Consider the following 18,770-nt stretch of genomic DNA (forward strand, 5'->3'; position numbering starts at 1 on the left):
TCCTTGACAGCGGGCTGACTGCAACATGCAGCTTCAAATTTTTCAGAATGCTTTGAACTAATATAAAGCTCCAGCAATGTAGCCGGGAACACCATAATGCGCAATAAGTAGCAAAGATATATTTCAGCCAGTGACTGTACAACTTTCATACAGTTCATTCGCTGCTGTTCTGCTTTTGGTTAAACTGCTTTGTCCGGATAAGTTTTCACAGCTCTGGTGTCGCTTCTCGCACAGTAATGAAGAAGGGGGTTTACGTTTCAACATCCACTCCCGTAGTGATGCTGATGATTTCCAGTCAATGGCTTTCCTTAAATAAAGGGACCGGAATGTGTAAGTGTGGACCAGAACTGAATTACTGTATTCCCGTTTAAGCCGTTAATGGTATAAAACAGCCACAATGCCGCCGGAAGAATCTGGCGGCAACATTTTTCAGCATACCCTCATCAGATGCGGAAGGTTTCCACCATGGCGCGCAGGCCATGTGCCTGCTCAGACAATGACAGGGAGGCAGAGGAGGATTCTTCAACCAGAGCGGCATTATTCTGGGTGACACCATCCATCTGGTTAACGGCAATGCTGACCTGAGAAATACCCTGCATCTGCTCAGAAGAAGCCAGGGCAATATTATCCATGTCTTCCGCCAGCCGCCCTACCCTGCTCACAATATTCAGAATACGCTGGCCGGTAACGGCTGCCACCTCCACTCCGTTTTCAACCTGCTTAACAGCCTGCTCAATAAGCTCCTTTATGTCCCGTGCGGCGTTGGCGCTACGCTGCGCCAGTGTTCTTACTTCACCTGCGACCACAGCAAAACCCCGGCCTTCCTCGCCAGCCCGCGCAGCCTCAACCGCAGCATTCAGAGCCAGAATATTGGTCTGGAAAGCGATGCTTTCGATAACGGAGGTGATGTCCTGTACCTTCGAGGCACTCAGGGAAATACCGTTCATGGTCTCAGACATTCTCTGTATGTCAGCCTCACTGGTACGTGCAAGGTTTGCCGCTTCACGTGCTGATCCTGCAGTCTGCTGGGCACCTGCAGTGTTACTTTTGACTGTTGCAGTGAGTTGTTCCATGCTGGCTGCGGTTTCCTGCAGGGCCGCAGCCTGCTGCTCAGTACGGGAAGAAAGTTCCGTATTTCCCTGAGAAATCTCATCCACAGCAAGAGCCACGGAGACGGCAGTAGTCTTAATCTCAGACACCAGACCACGCAGATTCGTCTGCATACCGTTAAGTGATGCCAGAAGGCTGGTAGTGTCATTACCTCGCAAGGGTACCGACGTTGTCAGATCCCCCGATGCAATAGCCGCGGCAAGTATCTGTGCCTGAACGGGCTCACCACCCAGCTGACGCATCAGAGTACGGATCAGCAGCCAACCTGTGATCACAGATATCACAATTGAAAGTGCTGCCAGAATAAGCAGAATGCCTGCTGTTTTCTCTGTTGATGTGCTGTTTTCAGCCACAGTGTCCCGGCTTAACTGCATCTCAACAGCCGTAAGCGCATTCAGCGCATCCAGAAGCTTGAGCTGGGCAGGGCTGGCCGTGTCCATCAGGTAGACAGTAGCTTCATGCTGGCGGTTCTCAAGTCCCATATTGCCGGCGGCAATCAGGGTCTGCATGGCCGCATCTTCCGACGTCAGGACTTTTGTCAGCGCTGCTTTTCCATGAGCGGATACACTGTGCGACATGCTTCTGACCAGCTCCTGGCGTTTTTGTATATAATTCCTCTTCTGCAACATCAGTTTCTGCCACTCGGGCTGCATTTCTTTCGGGTCATTCAGCAGCGCCAGATTACGGACGGCAATTGCCATATCTTTTGCAGTACTGCGCATATCCAGCACGAGTGCAAACCGCGCCATTTTGCTGTTCACGGTATCATTCATCCCGTCGCGCGCCTGCCACAGCGCGTTAAGGGCAATACCTGTACAGAGGATAAAAAGCAGGATGAGGATGCCAAACCCCAAAGCAAGGCGCGTTGATATTTTCATATAAGTTCTCTGTTACACGTAGGAGATAACTGAACGTTATCGGCAACAGAGAACAAATATTAAGTACCTCTGCATTATAATTTAAGTAAAACAGAAATTTAACTATCCCGTTTCCCACAAGAGTCCTGTTGCAGGCTGCCAGCTCAGGTATAACGGTGTCCCCGGAATTAGATCCCCCTGAACAGACAGGGTGTCATCCTGCTTTTGCCGGGCCGGACAAGCCCGGCGGGACCGGGCGCGTCAGCGCTGTGCTTTATCGATCGCGACCAGAATCTGCTCCGGTGACGCCAGCCCGGCAAAGACGGTGATGGTGTCAGGCGAGGCATTCTCCACCGGCATCACAATCAGTCCAGGCGTACCCGTGAGCCCCAGCGCCTGCGCGAGCGCATCGTTTTTTTCCAGAACAGGGGCGTGGTCCACGACGTTCAGAGCATCCACGCCGGCGGCGTGAGCCGCTGCCTTAACATCCTCTGTCGTCAGGTCACCCTCGATGTGCCCGGTGTGATATATCCCGTTATGGTAGGTCAGGTAGCCTGCTGCGCCTTTCGCTTTCCAGACCCCGATACCGTACTGCGCCGCCAGGGACGACGTCTTCCACTTCGGTGCAAATATCGGCCATTCCTTGAAGATGTAACGCACGTCAGGGCGGGCTTTCATTACCTGCTCCATGCCCGGCGCCAGTCTGCTGCAGAACACACACTGATAGTCAAAGAACTCAATCACGGCGACCTTCGCGCCGGCCGGGCCGGTCACCGGCGTGTCAGCATCCCTGAGCAGTGCCGCCTGGTTATCCATGATATTCAGGCTCATGGCCAGCTGCTCACGCGCATGCTGTTGTTGCTGCAGCTTCTGGCTGACCTGCACCAGGACGTCCGGGTGTGCCAGCAGATAATCGGCGGCTATTTCCCCGATGCGGGCTTCCTGCTCTGGCGTGAAAGCTGGCGCAGATGCCGCATGGAGTGGGGTGAAAACAGATAATATGATTGTTGTAACTAATGACAGTGTTGTCTTTCTTGCTTTCACGAGTGCTCTCCTGATTAACGTTCTTTCTGAATGGTACGTGGGGGGGCGTGTTCCTGATGCTCTATCTCGCGTCCGCGCTCCGGCATATCGCGCGGCAGCGGCATGTCACGCTGGTGCTCAGCAAGCTCCCGGGCCACCTGCCCGGCAACGGCACGCTCGCCGGTGGCTTTATCCTGCGACAGTGCCGGCAGCGGGCCGGTACGCGCTTTATCCGCCTGAAGTTCCCGCTCCTCGCCGGCAATGCGCGCAATGTCCTTCCCGTCAGGTGCGGGCTGGCGCGCCTGTGTGGCGTCGTCTTTCAAACTGAGACGGATATCCGCGACACGCTCTTCTTCAGGCAGCACAATCCGGCTCTGGTACTCCTCATACGCCTGCATCTCCTGCTGACGCTGTGCCTCTGCAATCGCATATTCATCGCTTCCCCGCAGCGCCTGAATGGCCTGCTCAATAGCACGGGCAGGAACAGGTTCATCGTCACGCACGGGGGCGATTGCCGGCAGCGTCACGGCCTCTGACTCAGAAAGCCTGATCGTCTGTGCACGGGCAGCCTCTTCCGACAGGGCTGCGCCCTGGCTGACTTTCAGCATCCACGGTGAAGGCTTCTCGTCGCCGGTCTGCCACACCACGCCGTCTTCCGGATGCTCCCTGACCGCCTTAAACGCCTCGTCAGCCGTGCGTACCACATGGGTGTTCCCGCTGCGGCTGCGCTGCATGACTGCCCCGGTCGCGCCCTCGGTGGCCACCATACGCACGTCACCCCGCATCAGGCGACCGGTGTCACTTGCTACCAGTGAGACGAGCGCCAGTCCGGCGCTGCGACCATTGTTGTCATACAGGGGCAGCGCCAGGGACGGGTCCGGGAAACGCCGGGTGGCCGGGATCACTCTCGCGGTGAGGTTATGCTCTCCCATCGCCTCATGCCGCGACCACGCGCGCCCTGTCGCGGTTTTTCCGACAGGCTGTCCCATCGCCCAGATGACCTTCGCCTGTTTTCGCTCAGTCTGCGGGCTGAGGGCATCGTGCGCCGTCTTGAGATCGTACTCGGTACGTTTGATGCTTTTGACCCACTTTTCCGTCCCGTCCGTGTAGACCTGCACATGGTGTTTTGCACGCGATAACGAAATGTAAAAGGCACGTTTGTGGGCCATCGCCTGGCGGCTTCCCTCCGTCCCTTCCAGCGCCAGTACCGACCCCTCACTGGCACCCTGTGCGCCATAGCCTGTGATGGCCCAGGCATAATCCAGATGCTGTTCGGCTCTGACCTGCACGGGATTGATGGTTTTCCTGCCGTCCGCGCCCTGCAGCACGATGTCCCCGCTGTCGGTCACCTTCTCAACGGTAAATTTCTGGTTGGCAGCCTGACCCCGGTTACGGTCGGTGACGGTGAAGCGCACCACGGCACCCGCTGCGAGTATTTTCTCGCTGCGTTTAAACAGCTCCACGTCGCCGGTGAGCAGCTCGCGGGGTGAAACCATCGCGATCCGGTCATTCTCGTTCCGGACGGTAACAAGCGAGCCGTTATAATCGACGGCCACCACATCCTGATAGGTGTCGCCGCGCTTCAGCACCATCCCCGCTTCCCAGGCTGCCAGCTTGTTGAACTCGTGCCGGGTATGCTTAATTTTTTCCAGAACCGGCACGCTGATTTTTTTCTCGCCCAGTTCCTCACGCGCGTCCAGTGCGTCAAAAATCTCCCGGTTAATGGCTGCGCGATCGTCGTTCAGCTGGGCAATAATGAGCGTTTCGTCCCGTGCCTTCGGCGTGCGGCTGAGCCAGTCAGCCACCAGGTCACTGACCGGGTTGTCTGACTCCGCCAGTCCCTCAGCGGGGGGCTGCCAGTCCGGTTCCTGACGGGCAACGAGATCCGCAGGCTGATGCTTCAGCCGCTCAAGCGCGGCATCGATGCGGTTATCAATGACGTCATGTACCGCGTCACGCAGGTTGACTTCCTTCTGGCGGACAATCTGTTTCATGATGGCCACATCCATCGGGCTGCGCTCCTGAACCAGCCTGAACGGTGCCCCTGATTCCGGGGATTCAAACTGATCGATGTCCCCCATCGACACGCCCCGCCCCCCGCCGGCCTGAATGGCCAGATACGCGGCGGCAGTGTCCTGGTTGCCCAGCATCGAGGATTCATCAATAAGGAACACGCGGTTGCTGAAGTCGGGCTTTTCGCCGGCGGCCTTCATCTGGTCATACTCGACGAGGAAGGATTTGACCGTCTGCGCCTCGATCCCCACCGCCCGCAGCTCCTTCACCGCCTGGTGCGTGGGTGCAAGGCCATGCAGCGCGGGACGAGCGGATGCCGGCAGGGTGTCGAGTGCGCTTTTCACCGCACGCACCTGGGTGGTTTTCCCCACCCCGGCATACCCCTGTATACCGGTAAACTGGTCCCGGCTGTTGAGGACCAGCTGCGCCGCCGCCTTCTGTCCCTGCGTCAGGCCGTCGGGCAGGGTATTATCCACCTGCTCCATCAGGGGTGCCTGGGTGTCCTTGCCCGCAACAATGGCGCTGATGATGGTTTTCTCCATCTCCCAGGTCGCGCGGGCAACCAGCAGGGGCTCTGTTTTGTTCGGGACGCGGATAAGGCCACCGTTTTTGATCATCGCATTGATTTCACGCGTCACCGCCGTAAGACCCGGATGAAACGCCGTCGCGGCCTCGGCCAGTTTCAGCTCGTTGAGGGTGACTGACTGTTGATCGGCAATGGCACGCCGGACCGCCAGCGCGGCGTCACTCAGCACACCGGCCTGAAGTGTCCTGACGGCGCTGCTGATGTCGGCCTCACCGCTGAGTTTCGTGACAAGCTGCACCGGCGAATTGTCGACACGCATTCGCTGCAGCCGTGCCTCCGCCCGGTCCTGCGTCTCGGCCGTAAATATCTCGGCGCGGCTCCCGGACTGCGCCAGTGAGTTCATGGTCTGGGCAGAGATATCACGCGAATTGAGAGCGGCCAGCACCACGCCGGTGTCGTTGTCACGGTTGCCCGGCCCGGCCACGTAGCCGTGGGTCACATACAGCGGCCTGTCTGCCGGTAGCGTGACGGCCTTTCCGTCCCGCATGACCCCGATGCCCTCCGGGCTGATGCCGGTCACGGTCAGCCTGTCTTTTGCCTTCAGGCCTGCGCTGCGGTCGGCGGCCAGCGCAATCAGTTTGTCGCCGCCGGCAACGTGCAGCTGCTCGCTGTTGAAGAGTCGCCAGTCGGCAGTCAGATCGCTGATTTTCTGTCTGACCAGTACCCCGTCGCTGTCGATAAGCGACAGCATCCGTGTCTCCTCATGCACCCTGTCGATGATGAAGTGCCGGGCTTCACGCTCCGTGCGGTCCTCCAGTACCTGACCGGCACGGTAAGACCCGGTCATGCGGCGGGTTTTGCTGTCCAGCCACACCGGTGTGCGGGCCTCAATGGTGACACCGTCACGCTCAAGCTGTCCCGCGTTCTGCAGGGCATCGCGGATAAGTCCGGTCAGATGCTTCTGCTCGCGCTGCCCAATCACCACCGCCGTCACCGGCTCCGTGCCGGGATTCAGCTCCGCAAAGCGGGTGGCCAGCGCACTGTACCGATCGCGCTTGTCAGCAATGCTGACCACCTCCGCCTCAAGACCCGGCGACGGCTCCGTGCGGCGGCTGCGCCTCACACCGGCAGATTCCAGCACTGACATGGCATTCCCGTTTGCCTGGCGGCCCGCGCTGTCGAGAAAGACCAGCTGGGCGTCTTTTTCCCGCGCCTCACCCAGCAGGATCAGCGTTTCCTTCAGCCCCAGACGCTCTGCACCCTCAATAATGAGCGTGCTCTGTGGCCGCAGGCTCAGTTCCCCCTTCAGCAGCTGCTGGCGCCCGGTGATGTGTTCCCGCAGTACGTCTGATTTTGCCAGTGAAATGGCACGTTCAGCCGAGCTGGCCAGCACCTTCACTTCGCGGCCATGCGCGGCAGAAATACCGGCCAGCTGCTCCGTCAGTTCACGGATGCCAGCCACGCCCTTCGGGGCATTCATCAGTACCAGGGCATCCTTCTCAACAGGCTCAAGGGCGGGCGGCGCGTACTGTGCCGGACGGGTGAAGCTGACAACGTGCGTTTCGCTGAGGTGCTCCTTTCCCAGCGCCTGAATGGAGAGCTCATCGAGGAGGTGATGGCGGGAAGTGAATACTCCTTTCTCCGCATCAAGCGGTACAATCAGCCCGTCCTTCAGCGCCTCATCCAGTGCCAGTTTGATTTCTTTGACGTCGGGTATTTTGTCGCTGAATTCGGTGGTGCTCAGCAGCAGTTCACCCCAGGTAAACCGGGTTTTGCTGTCGCTCAGCTGGGAGACCGCCATGCGCACGGCATCCGTCACCTCCTGACGGACGTCGGGCTGCTGCGAATCTGCCGTTTTCACGTTCCCGCCCCGCTCTGCGCTCGCCGGTGCGCTGCGCTCCGGAATACTGCGTGCAGGCACAGGCTCAGCCGGGTCACGCCCTTCTGCAGACCGCGCCGGTTGTTCCGCGTCGCGCTGCCCGTAACTGCGTGTCACCTGCTCATCACGGGCAGGCTGTTCTGCGGGCGACGGCGCTTTGGTTGCGTCCGGTTGCGTGGTGTCACGAACGGGTTGCCGGTGCGCTGCAGGGATGGCCACCGCCCCGGCGTCCGACGCATCGCGCGGCACCACGCTGTCCTGGTAGGCTTTCATATCCCAGCCCTTCTCTTTCATCTGGGTCTGCCAGCGCTCCATCAGGCGAAGACGGGAGGGATCAACTTTGGCTTTACGGGTGTTCTTGGCGGCGATATCGAGGCTTTTCAGCGTGGCCTCGGCACCGACGGCACCGCGCACTTCCCGGCCGCGCGAGGAATACTCTTCCCGGACCGCTTCCGGCACGGCCTTAATTTCCCACATCCCGTGTGGCCCGACTTCCTCAATTTCATGCCCCAGGGTTTCCACGCGATCACGCAGGGCGGTGCGGTAAAGTTTACCCAGCGTGACCTGCATTTTCATCACCGTCTCGATAAAACCGGCGTTGTGGATGTAGTCCGTGGCCAGCGCCTTCCATTTGCCGTTCAGCTCCGTCATGTTGGCAACCAGCATGTGTGTGTGCAGCTGCGGATCGAGGTTACGGGACGTGTCGTGTGTGTAGAGCGCGGCCACCATTTTCCCGGTGGGGATGATGGAGGTTTTGCCGTCCACGGTTTCGCGCGCGGAGATCAGTTTTTCAACGTAGCCTGCCGCCACCCGGACGGCATGCTGATGGGCTTCAAGCATTTCTTTGTCCCCGCCCACCAGGGCGAGGATGGAGACACTTTTCGGGGCCGAAAACGTCAGGTCATGACCGGGGCGATGGGAGTGGATACCGTTGACCTCCTTACCGAGCCGTGAGCCGTCAGGCAGGCGGCCCTCGAGCACGGCCGTCAGCTGGTCGCTGCGCACCGGCCCCTCCAGCCCCAGCGCACTGGCCCCCTCACCCAGCCACTCGCTCTCCAGCTGCCCGAGGAAATAGTAGTTGTCTTTATTGCTGTAGTAGCCTGCCGCATCACCGGCAGACACGATGGGTGCGGGTGACATCATCGTTCGGGTTCTCCGTCATAATCGCGTTCAAAATCGGCTTCATCAAAGCCGGGGTCTTCGGGATGGCGGTTAACGAGGATGTATTCCTCCTCGCGCTCCATCCGCTGGCGGGTATTCCCGTCTTCGTTGTGGTGTCCGGACGCGGTTCCGGGCTGGCCGGCGGTCTTCAGCTCCAGCCCACCGTTTTCCAGCTGCGTGACCTGCATTCTGAGTTCCTGTGCCTCACCGCCGCTTTCCTCGGGATCCCCGTCCGTTGCTGCAGGTTTACGACGTGCCCGGTTAAGCAGGTCAAGTGCGCCACCAGGCGGTGTCCCGGCATCACGTTCCCTGCCGGTTGCGCGCGCGAGCACACTGAGCGCATTGCCCGGCAAAGGTTCAGGCGTGGGTCTGGCAGCGACCCGGACGGGAACGGGAGTTTCAGAAACGGGTGCCGGCGGCACACTCATAACGCCACGCTGCGTCTCAGCGTTGTCACGGTGTGGTTCAGGCGCAGTAATGCGGGGTGCCGGTGCCGGCACAGACTCAACAGGCTCAGGGGCCGGAGGCTGCACGGCTTCTTTACGGGCTGGCTGTGCCCGCTGCGATGGCGTGGCAGCAGGAGCCGGACTGACCGGCTGACCTGACGGCTGTGCATCTGGTTGTGCCGCTGCTTTTTCCAGGTGCTCTTCCCCGGTCGGGAATACCAGGCCGGCCAGGGCCGCATCGCGCTCGTTCTCCCTGATGACCTTTTCCAGCTCGGGGCTGAGGGCGTCACGGATATTGCGCTCCTGCAATGCGGTGTTTATTTTTTTGATGTTGCGGTACTTCAGCGCCAGCTTCACCACCGGGTATTCGCCCGGCAACCGCACATAAAACTTCAGGTTACGCAGCTGCATGACGTCTTCATAATCAACGATGGGCTGGCTGACCTTGTCCTTGCCCAGGGATATCCCGTCACGCACCTGATCGAGGCCGTAGGAGTTCTGCTCGCGTGCCTCGCGGCGTCGCTGATTCCCCAGCTCTTCCTCGACCATTTTCGCCACCTCAGCACTCGGTGAGCGGCCATACATGCGCGTGTTGAGCAGGTCAAAAATCGCTTTGGCCACTTCCCGGCCATACGAGTTGATAAGCTGCGGCATGTTCTGGATACCGATGACAAAACAGCCACCAAACTTACGCCCTTCCGCCAGGGTCTCCTCAAACTGCGGGATGCGCTGAAGGCTTGGCGCTTCATCCATGATGAACCACACCCGGCGGTCGGCGTTCTCCCCCATGCTCTGCAGGTAGAGGGTGGCCATCGACATCCACATCGAAATCAGCGGGCGCACGCTTTTGCGGTGACGGGCCTGGGTGGAGATAAACAGCCAGCTGTCACTGTACTGCTCGCTGGTCATCCAGTTACGGATAGTGAATGAAGGCCGGGTGCCGTCATCCAGCCCCTGGAGAAACCGCAGCGCCTTGGCGTAGTTGGTGACGACCGAGCGGATGGAAATGGCCGTTTTCTCGATTTTCTCTTCGACCAGGTTCGCCGCCGGCGTGTTGGCCAGATACTCGCGCAGGCTTTTCATGCTCAGTGACAGCAGTGTTTTGAGGAATTTCTCGATACTGCGCTCAGGGTCTGCTGACATGCGGATGGCAAGGTCTGAGGCAATCGTCCGGGAACTGGAGACCCAGAACGGATCGGACTCACCTTCCACGGGGATAAGGCTGGTTGCAAAGTTTTCAAAGTCGATAACATCCACGCACTCTTCCCACAGCTGCCAGTTGGCGCAGCGCTCATCATGCGGGTTGAGGATGAAATCCCTGTCCGGGTTGTAGTGGGTCTCGATGAAGGTACAGCCGGAATCGTAAATGATGGCGCGATCGCCGCGCCGGCGGATGATATCCAGCAGCCAGCGGATTGCGGTGGACTTGCCCACCCCGATGGTGCCGTGTATGAGGAAATTCATCACTTCGGCGTTTTTAACCAGGTGCAGGTCGCCGACCCGCAAATCTGACAGCTCGCCATTTTTACGCAGCAGGGCATTGACCTCCGGTGCGAACTCGGTGAGTTTCATGCCGGAGAGGTATTCGTCCTCGCTCTCCTGTTTACCAATCCGCGCGATGTACCAGGCGACGCCGGCGAAGACCGCCATGCTGATCACACCCGCTATCGCTGCGGCGGTCTGCAGATGCCCCGCCAGCCTGTCACCCATGAACTGCATGTACGGGTCTTTCAGCATCTGCTGCAGGGTCATTTTGAGCGTCAGGGTGGTGCTGGTCGGCGCGTGGAAGTAATGAATCTCATAAAACTTCCCCTGACCGGCCGGCATCAGGTCGATGAAACTTTCGTTAACCCGTGCAAACCAGTACCAGCTGCCGTTATCCAGCATTTCCTGGGGCGTCAGCCAGAAGAACAGGCATGCCGTGATGGCACCAAACAACAGGAATACCCAGTAGCCAATCCAGTTGTTCACCTGCAGAAACATGCGCCAGCGGTAGGCGGTCATCTGCCCGCCCTGTGTGAGGTTTTTTCCTTTAAAGCTCATAGATTTTGTCCGGCCGTTATCGCATCACCGGTGTGGTGATGTGCGTTATCAGGGAAGAAAAGTTGAAGCAGGTGTGATTAACCTGGTACTGCGGGGGAGGTCGTTCTATGCCAGCTGGCTCAGCTCATACCCTGCCTGATGACATCCGTCCTCCCAGTCCTGTTCGTTAATGCTCACTGCCGCAGAACGGACAGCGGCGGCCAACTCTGTATAACCGGGTGAATGTCCCGCCCGGGGTTCCAGACCATAGAGGGTGAATACGTAGCCGGCCCAGTACGCAATGTGGGTTTTGTCCTTCTCATCCGGAAGCGAACCGAACACGTTCAGACAGGTGGCTGTCATCAGCAGCTCACTTTCAAGATGGATAAGCGACCATAATCCGGGCAGGTCATGCCGATTGTTTTCAGAATTCATGATGGAAACAGTCCTTTGACGTTAAACCCGCAGCGCTCGCCGCAATCCGGACACCGGCGCAGCCGTTTGTCCGGTGAGGAAGCGAAATATCCACTGAGGGTGAGAAAGGCACATACGCGCCGGGCTGAAAGACATGCAGAAAGGGGTTATGGCGATGAGACTGAACGATAATGCCGGTCCTCCTCCTGCTGTTTAAGTTCATACGTCGCGTCCCTGATGCCGGTCCGCCACGCCTGTTCATCCATTTCAGTGGCCAGGCGTCTGACAGACAACGCCACATCCGCGCAGGCTTCAGAGTCCCACAAACTGGCGTCCAGGCCCTCCAGGGTCATAACGTACCCGGCCCACCACTGCGCAAGCGCCAGCCGCTCATACTCTTCAACGCTTCCGGACTGGCGGATAATGGCCAGGGCATGAACCAGATCGCTTTCCAGCGCAATCAGCGCCAGCAGGTCTTCAGAGCCACCCGGTCTGCGATACGGGATATATACAGACACTATTGCACCTCATCATGTTGCGCCCTTCCGGATACAGCAATGCACCCGACGGCGCTGCGCGCGACAGGTAAGCGGAACCGGAAAGGCGTTGTTAACAGTGAAATCGGGCAGGAGGCCCGGAGAAGAATGCGGGGTTACATAATGCCGGCGATGGACCTGGCCAGCTGCGCCTCGAGCACCGGTTTTGCCTCGTCAAACTTGAGGTTAACCTTGTTGGCGTTCGAGACCACGCGGGTCTGGTATTTCGCCCGGTTGCCCTGCTCTGTGCTGGTCTGCAGCTTCACACCGGATGAGCCCTGTTTCAGCGCCGCCACATTGTCTGTGGTCACGACAGCTTTACTGCGCTCGGAGATTTGCAGATCGGTCACCATCGTGTAGTTGACGTCCTCGACCAGCGCATCAGCCGCCATACCGACAAGGCCTGCCGCCAGACCCGCGCCGAGTGTTGCGCCAGCGGAGCCGGTGTTATAGCCCGTAATGCCCGCACCCAGTGCAGCGCCCGTCACTGCCCCTTCATAACCGGAACTGAGGAAGCCCTGCGACTGGCGTAAATCCATTTTTTCGGCCTTGAGTACGTTTGCCTGTACCCAGAAATACGCGGCGTCCGGAGAGGCTGACACCTGATACCCTTTTGCGGTGAGTTCTGAGGCAATTTTTGTCTGCAGCCCCGACATATCTTTGTCCGACGTATTTCGCACCTGAATATATACCGTTCTTTCAGAGGCAGGCTCAAGCCAGATGGTTTCACTCATTTGTGTTCTGACGTCCAGATTGCGCTTTTTAACTGCTGTGCTCATGGCACCGCAGCCGCTGAGGGCAAAAACAGACAAAGCGATACCGCAAACTGCAAATTTATTCAGTTTCATATTTATTCCTGAAGTGTTTTATAAAAGAAACGCTAACCACCTGGGCAGTGGTTAGCGCTTAGTGAGAAAAGGATGAATTTGAGGGCGACGATTACGTGTAACGGGATAAACTTTTACTTCGTCTAGTATCCACGAGTCGAATCATAAGGTTGATGATTCGTCGGGTCATTAAAATTAGTTCCCCAGCTATTGCCTGCAACATCCAACCCCGACATGCCACCTTGCATGGGAAGGCCCGATGAAGGGTTTATATAATTATCTGTACCACTAATCGAACCAGTATAAACATGAGCATTGATTTCATTTGAACTTAAGTCATTAGACATGCCTACAGATGCAAAATGTCCTTTATATGACTCTGTTGCAATCAGGCCAAGATTTGGGATGCTCTGCACTTGCTCGTTTGTAAGCTCATGAAAGCGTCCATCTTTGACTTTAAAGTACTTGCCTGAATCTTTATCAAAAAAGTATTGGTTTTTGGATATCTTGGCACTACAAACAAATACAAATACAAACGCCAAAACAGAGTGAATTGCGATCCCACAGATTAAAGCTGTTTCACGATCTTCACCTACAGTTGCGGCCAGCCCCCCCAAACAAGCTAACAATGCCAACGAAATATACGTTACCAAGGAGGTTGAGCACATTAATTTACTTTTCTTAAGAGAGAAGTAAATCGCGAGATATATCAAAAAAGCAAGAGAATTCAATATAAGTGACATATATAAGAATGATAAGCCGAAGCGTAGACTCATAACGCCAGCGTAACCTAAAAATATTACCATCGGCATAAAGCAATAAATATTATTTATTGTTCGATTCATAATAGTCACCTCTTGATCCCATTCTTCTTCATATCGTCAATTTCATCTTTGAGCTTGCCAGGGTCTAACTCGTTAAACGGATTGAAATTACTCGACTGATCATATTCTTTCTCTTTACGCTCGAGATTGAATTTTCCTTGAGCGTTATTAGATTCATCCTTAAGCATATCACTGGATGCCTGAACAGTGGATTGTTTTTTGCCTATTTCCACAGAAGATCTGTTGATATTTTGCTCGTTGGCAGATCTTTGTGCTGCCACGCGCTGATGCATCTCTTCCTGTGGCGCAAAGCCCTGTCCTGCCTGCTCCTGAAGTCGTGACTGGTTTTGCTGGAATGCTGTCTGCATATCCTCACCTGGAACCTTGCCGCCACGCACCTGCTGCCCTGAACCGCCCACATTATTTACCGGGGTCTGAGGCGCTGAGTGGCTGTGCCCCGTCTGCTCAGTATGATGGTGTTGTATATTATTTCCACCCGCACGATGGGTTTCCATGCTGCCGGACTCACTGAATCTGCCTGAAGGACTGTTCGTAACCGGCTCGTCAGGTCCATTAGCACGTGCATGGCTGCCCGGAGTGGTAACACCTGACACACTGCGATGCTCAGTATTCCCGTAACCGCTGATTTCAGAACCTGCCGTTTGCGACCCGGTGGTTAACGGAGCACTGCCACTTTCATTGCGATAGGTCTGGCTGCCACCCGTTTCGCTGCCTGCCGCATGATTACCACCGCTGACAGTATGATTACCGCTCTCGCTGGCAAAGTGCTGATTGCCGGAGGATGCAGGGCTGTAGGTACCGCCTTCAGACTGTCCACCGTGCGAAGACATTGCGGCATTAAGCGGCTGCGGTTCACCGGCGGTGCGGACGATGTGCTCTCCGCTGAAAGCGGCGTGCTCATTGCCGCTCTGCAGATCGCTGCGCCCCTGTCCATAGTCGCCCATAATTTCAGGCTTGAGGCGTTCGTTAACAAATTCCATCGCGGCCTCTCGCGCAGTCGGGGCGCTGGTCAGCATGGACTGCGCCTTGTCTCCATAGCGGTTGGATGCCCAGTCCACGAACTCCTGCGTATAGTTGGTATCAAGCGATGCACTCTCGTTCTGAGCAAGTGTGGCCATGCGGCTGAATTCGTTGCTGTTCGTCGAACTGGTCGTGAACTGATGGTACTGGCTTTGCGCATCGTTAAGCGTGGCAGCAAGCTGCTGAACGTTACTGGTGCCAGCATTTTCGGAATGGATCGCAGACTCGTTAACGCGGCTGCTGGACACCATATCCATGCCTTGTTTAAAGTCACGTACAGCTTGGCTGTTTTCATCATGACGATGTTCGTTTGATGACATACCACTATCCTGTATGCCTCTAGAACTACCAGTAGAATGACGCAAATCTGCGCCGAGATGCCCCTCTGCGCCAAATTTCACTACAGCAAGGTTAACGCCTCCACTTGCTGTAGCTTTAACGCCTGCGGAAAGTGAACCTTGGTTACTGATATCCATCAGCTCGTTATACGCCTGCTGGGTAGAGATATTTTTGGCTTTAGCATAGTTCTCCGCTGCAGACATCATCATGTTCGCTCCGCGAGAAGCATTCACGGCCTGGCTGTTCTCACTGCCATTGCTGATATTTTCCGTGCTGCCCGACTGCTTAGTCACCTGCTCCAGCTGTGACCAGCCACTGGTGACGCTGTGGTTGTAGCCGTCGAGCGCCGTCTGCGCCTGCACCTGTGACATGCGCGCCTGCTCCTGGAAGCCGGAGCTGGCCAGCTGGCTGAGACGCATGTTCACCGGCAGGTTGGACATGGCACCGGAGCCGTCGATCACATTCTGTCCACTGGACGTCAGGGTGTGACTTGAGCCGTTATCTGCCTGCCAGGTCTGCTGTCCCTGACGCTGCACCATATTGGTGTCCATCTTGTTCTGGTTCAGGTTGTCCATCGACATGTTATTGAACGACCAGTTGCCGTCTGCGGTAGTGGAGGCCACGCCGGCAGAGCCAAACGCCATCGAGCTCATCACGCTGCCTGCCAGCTGCGATCCCATTGCCGCCGCCCCTTTGGTCAGGAAAAACGACAGCACCGGAATCGACATCGCGCAGTACCCGGCAAGGTTGGCGACATCGGAATGCTGGAGCGCGACCGCATCCCGGTTGGACAGCACCAGGGGGGTTCCCCCTGTTTTTGTCTGCAGCCAGAATGTCGCGGCGTAATTGAGGATGGCGAACATCACCGGCCACATCTGGAAGTACAGAAACCCGCCGATATACAGCTTCAGGGTGTTCAGCCCGAAGAGACTGTGGTTTGCCGCCGCCAGCGCGATGACCAGCGGGAACAGGCAGACCAGGATCAGCATCATGAGCGACTGCAGGAACGGTAACTGCCGCGTGGCCAGTGTACTCCCTGCCGCCCAGCTGAGGCGCTGCTTCGTGGCCGCACTTTCGGTGGCCAGATTCAGCAGGTTCGCGGTGTCCGATGAGCGGGCCGCAAAGCCGCGGATGCCCTGACGGATGGCAGAGTTGGTCACGTTGTTTTTCATGATCTGCGCCGCACTCATCCCGCCGGCGTAGAAGAAGCCGTAACTTTCATTCATCGCGTTGGCCAGCATCACCGCCCCGTTCATCCGGTTTCCGAAGATGCGTTGCGTGAGCATGGAGAAGGTCGGGCTGGTCAGCTGACTGTCCTGGCCTGCGAGCGTCTGGATCTGCGAGGCGGCCTGCTGACAGGTCAGAAACTCGCGGTTCGTCGACGTTGTTTTGAAAATCCCCCGCAGCGGGCTGGGGTTACTGGTGATAAGCCCCAGCGGGTCAGTGGTGTTCAGCAGCTGGTTCACGGTGTATTTGTGGTTCAGCAAAATATCGCCGATGACACAGTTTTCCACGTAGTCAGGCAGCATCTGCGCCAGCTCCGGGTTCTGCGTCTGGATGTCACTGCTTTCCGCCACGATACCGGACCCGAACAGCATGCCGGTTTTGGTGTAGGTCACCGAGTCCGGGCGCGCCATCATATAGTCGTAAAGCTGCGCAAGGCGATACCCGATCCCGGTTGTCACCGAGGCAATGCCGGCCAGCCCCACCGGCACATTATCCGTCACCCACACGGCCGCCGGATCGGTGATATCAATAATCTGAACCGAGCGTTTCGGCACAAGCAGCACAGAGGTGATCAGCATGAATATCGCCAGCCACTGCACGAACACCATCGGGTTACGGCTTTTGGTAAACGTTGCCAGTACGCCGAGCACCGAGAAAGTGCCTGCGATACGCAGCAGGGTGCTCCACGTCCCGGTGCCGAGGATGCCGACGACCGCGTCAAACGCAGACTTCCACATCCCGCCACCGTAGATGGTATAGATTTCAAGCATCAGGGGTTCCCCCACTTGTAGTTGCTCTGGTATGAGCCGGAAACGATGGTTGAGACCTGCTGCTGCAGGTACTGCATGTTGCGGTCGATGCCGTCCAGCGCATTCTGGTCAGCTGCTGACTGGAGTTTCATGTCAGCCAGCAGTCCCTGAGCATGGAGGACGTTGTCGCGCAGTTTTGAGGCCGCTTCTTCCGGCCAGTTTTTCCCGGCCATCGAGAGCGAGGCCTGCTTGACCAGCTCCTGGAGGTACTGAATCATCAGGTCCTGGGCAATGAAGTCACTGACCTGCAGCAGGTACGTCGCGCTCTGCCCCATACTCTGGGCGTTGGTGAGATACTTCAGCACCGGCACGGAGGTGGTGTTCACGAACCCCTTTTCCTGATCCGACAGCGGGGTGTCATTGACCAGTTTCGACTGCATTGAGAGCATCAGGTTTTTCACCAGCGTGACCAGCCCGTTCTGCTCCTGAACGTTGATGCTCACCACCACCGGCGTCAGGCATACCGACTCTTCGTCGCAGCCATACACCTTCGCGGTGCCGCCCCGCATCAACACCTTAACCAGATCGCGGTTATCAACCAGCGGCGTCAGGATGGTCACCTGCCCTTCCTTGTTGAAGATGATGGAGCCGACAGCGCTCATGACCAGTTCTTTCAGCTGGCGGTTGTTGTCAAAAAGCCGGTTGCGGCTGAGCGCATCCCAGATAAGGTTTTTGTTTTTCAGGACCTGATCCTTGTCCTTGTCGCTGGCACGGCTTGTCACACTGTCACTCTTGCCGCCTACAGTGCATCCCTGACGGGAGGCTGCCCAGTCCGCGAACATGTTGCTTTCGCCGGCGATGTCCTGACAGATTTTCTGCTGAGAGACCTGGGTGACCGGCCACAGACCGCCGATGATGCCCTGCGCAGCCTGACACGAACTCATGTTCATGGAGTTGACGTCGTTGGCCAGCTTCTGCAGGAAGTCCTTCGCCTGCTTCAGCTCCGGCACCATCGTCTGCAGCGCGAGATCGAAGGCGTAGCCCTGGGCGTTGCTCATGATTTGCTTCACGAAGCGCTGAATTTCTTCCCCGCTGATCATGGAGAAGGAGCCGAGATAGGCATCGATACCGCCGCAGCCGGCGTTCAGGGAGGGCACCTGCATCGAGATTAGCTGGACGTTTTTGACCGGGTTACGCAGATAAACCGACCCGCCGGTGAAGTACCCGGCGGCCTGCCCCTGCCACGCCTGCGCCTGGGTGACGTTGCCGCTGTAGCCGAGGCTGCCAAAGAAGCCGTTGAGATCGCCGTTCACGTCAGCCTGTGCGGGTGTGATGACCATGCCGGTCAGGAAGACGGCTGCTGCCGTCAGGAGAGGCTTAATCATGGATATTCTCCTGCACAGCGGGCTGACGTGTGAGACGGCGGTGAAGCACGCCGGCGAACTCTCTGGCCACCATCACCAGGACGCTGAGGCAGAGCAGCACCAGAACCCCGACCAGAAACGACAGCACCATGTAGTCCGGGTAGTGAATGAGGATGGAAAGCGTAAACTGCTCGCCGCGCGTCACATCCGGGCGCAGTGACATCAGCGTTTCCAGTGTGAGGCCGGTGCATCGCAGGTAAACGACATGCACGACAAGCAGAAAAATCGCCGCACTCAGCAGTTGCCAGAAGGCTTTCTCTGTGGCGGCTTTTCCCGGCTCGTCGCTCATCATGATCTTCATAACAGCAATTAACCCTGTTCTGAGGCTGTTCATTACGCGCACTCCTTCAGC

11 protein-coding genes are annotated in these 18,770 nt (G+C 57.4%); all 11 read right to left on the bottom strand.

Features of this window, described 5'->3' with window-relative positions; all coding sequences use genetic code 11:
- Positions 1-443: 443 nt before the first annotated feature.
- Positions 444-1,988 (bottom strand): methyl-accepting chemotaxis protein, encoded by a 1,545-nt coding sequence (locus HF650_RS24655; protein ID WP_187802823.1) that lies wholly within the window; start codon positions 1,986-1,988, stop codon positions 444-446.
- Between the two features lie 240 nt (positions 1,989-2,228).
- The gene (locus tag HF650_RS24660) at positions 2,229-3,011 is read right to left on the bottom strand and encodes a thioredoxin domain-containing protein (RefSeq protein ID WP_187802824.1); all 783 of its coding nucleotides are present in this window, start codon (positions 3,009-3,011) and stop codon (positions 2,229-2,231) included.
- A gap of 14 nt (positions 3,012-3,025) precedes the next feature.
- A complete protein-coding gene (gene mobF, locus HF650_RS24665) occupies positions 3,026-8,551 on the bottom strand; it encodes a MobF family relaxase (protein WP_187802825.1) in 5,526 nt (1,841 codons plus the stop codon).
- Positions 8,548-11,058 carry a type IV conjugative transfer system coupling protein TraD gene (gene traD / locus HF650_RS24670; protein WP_187802826.1) on the bottom strand — a complete coding sequence of 837 codons (2,511 nt, stop codon included), beginning with the start codon at positions 11,056-11,058 and terminating at the stop codon, positions 8,548-8,550. Before traD ends, mobF begins: the two co-directional genes overlap by 4 nt.
- A 105-nt stretch (positions 11,059-11,163) precedes the next feature.
- The gene (locus HF650_RS24675; protein ID WP_187802827.1) at positions 11,164-11,472 is read right to left on the bottom strand and encodes a hypothetical protein; all 309 of its coding nucleotides are present in this window, start codon (positions 11,470-11,472) and stop codon (positions 11,164-11,166) included.
- Positions 11,473-11,618: 146 nt separating this feature from the next.
- Positions 11,619-11,969 (bottom strand): hypothetical protein, encoded by a 351-nt coding sequence (locus tag HF650_RS24680; RefSeq protein WP_187802828.1) that lies wholly within the window; start codon positions 11,967-11,969, stop codon positions 11,619-11,621.
- A gap of 134 nt (positions 11,970-12,103) precedes the next feature.
- Positions 12,104-12,835, bottom strand: coding sequence for a complement resistance protein TraT (gene traT, locus HF650_RS24685; protein ID WP_187802829.1), 732 nt, complete (start codon positions 12,833-12,835; stop codon positions 12,104-12,106).
- A 122-nt stretch (positions 12,836-12,957) separates the two neighbouring features.
- Positions 12,958-13,659, bottom strand: coding sequence for a hypothetical protein (locus HF650_RS24690; protein ID WP_187802830.1), 702 nt, complete (start codon positions 13,657-13,659; stop codon positions 12,958-12,960).
- 5 nt (positions 13,660-13,664) lie between these two features.
- Positions 13,665-17,015 (bottom strand): conjugal transfer mating-pair stabilization protein TraG, encoded by a 3,351-nt coding sequence (traG, locus tag HF650_RS24695; protein ID WP_187802831.1) that lies wholly within the window; start codon positions 17,013-17,015, stop codon positions 13,665-13,667.
- Positions 17,015-18,379: a conjugal transfer pilus assembly protein TraH gene (gene traH, locus HF650_RS24700; protein ID WP_054804355.1), complete on the bottom strand. Its 1,365-nt coding sequence runs from the start codon at positions 18,377-18,379 to the stop codon at positions 17,015-17,017. Before traH ends, traG begins: the two co-directional genes overlap by 1 nt.
- Positions 18,372-18,752, bottom strand: coding sequence for a hypothetical protein (locus HF650_RS24705; RefSeq protein WP_187802832.1), 381 nt, complete (start codon positions 18,750-18,752; stop codon positions 18,372-18,374). The genes traH and HF650_RS24705 overlap by 8 nt, the downstream gene beginning before the upstream one ends.
- Between the last annotated feature and the right edge of the window lie 18 nt (positions 18,753-18,770).

Origin of the sequence: Kosakonia sp. SMBL-WEM22, from assembly GCF_014490785.1 — a bacterium.
Taxonomy (GTDB): Bacteria; Pseudomonadota; Gammaproteobacteria; order Enterobacterales; family Enterobacteriaceae; genus Kosakonia.

Bases quoted from the DNA above. Each gene is read 5' to 3' on its own strand.
- HF650_RS24655 (WP_187802823.1), bottom strand. From the start codon at position 1,988: ATGAAAATATCAACGCGCCTTGCTTTGGGGTTTGGCATCCTCATCCTG.
- mobF (WP_187802825.1), bottom strand. From the start codon at position 8,551: ATGATGTCACCCGCACCCATCGTGTCTGCCGGTGATGCGGCAGGCTAC.
- traD (WP_187802826.1), bottom strand. From the start codon at position 11,058: ATGAGCTTTAAAGGAAAAAACCTCACACAGGGCGGGCAGATGACCGCC.
- HF650_RS24675 (WP_187802827.1), bottom strand. From the start codon at position 11,472: ATGAATTCTGAAAACAATCGGCATGACCTGCCCGGATTATGGTCGCTT.
- traT (WP_187802829.1), bottom strand. From the start codon at position 12,835: ATGAAACTGAATAAATTTGCAGTTTGCGGTATCGCTTTGTCTGTTTTT.
- HF650_RS24690 (WP_187802830.1), bottom strand. From the start codon at position 13,659: ATGAATCGAACAATAAATAATATTTATTGCTTTATGCCGATGGTAATA.
- traG (WP_187802831.1), bottom strand. From the start codon at position 17,015: ATGCTTGAAATCTATACCATCTACGGTGGCGGGATGTGGAAGTCTGCG.
- traH (WP_054804355.1), bottom strand. From the start codon at position 18,379: ATGATTAAGCCTCTCCTGACGGCAGCAGCCGTCTTCCTGACCGGCATG.
- HF650_RS24705 (WP_187802832.1), bottom strand. From the start codon at position 18,752: ATGAACAGCCTCAGAACAGGGTTAATTGCTGTTATGAAGATCATGATG.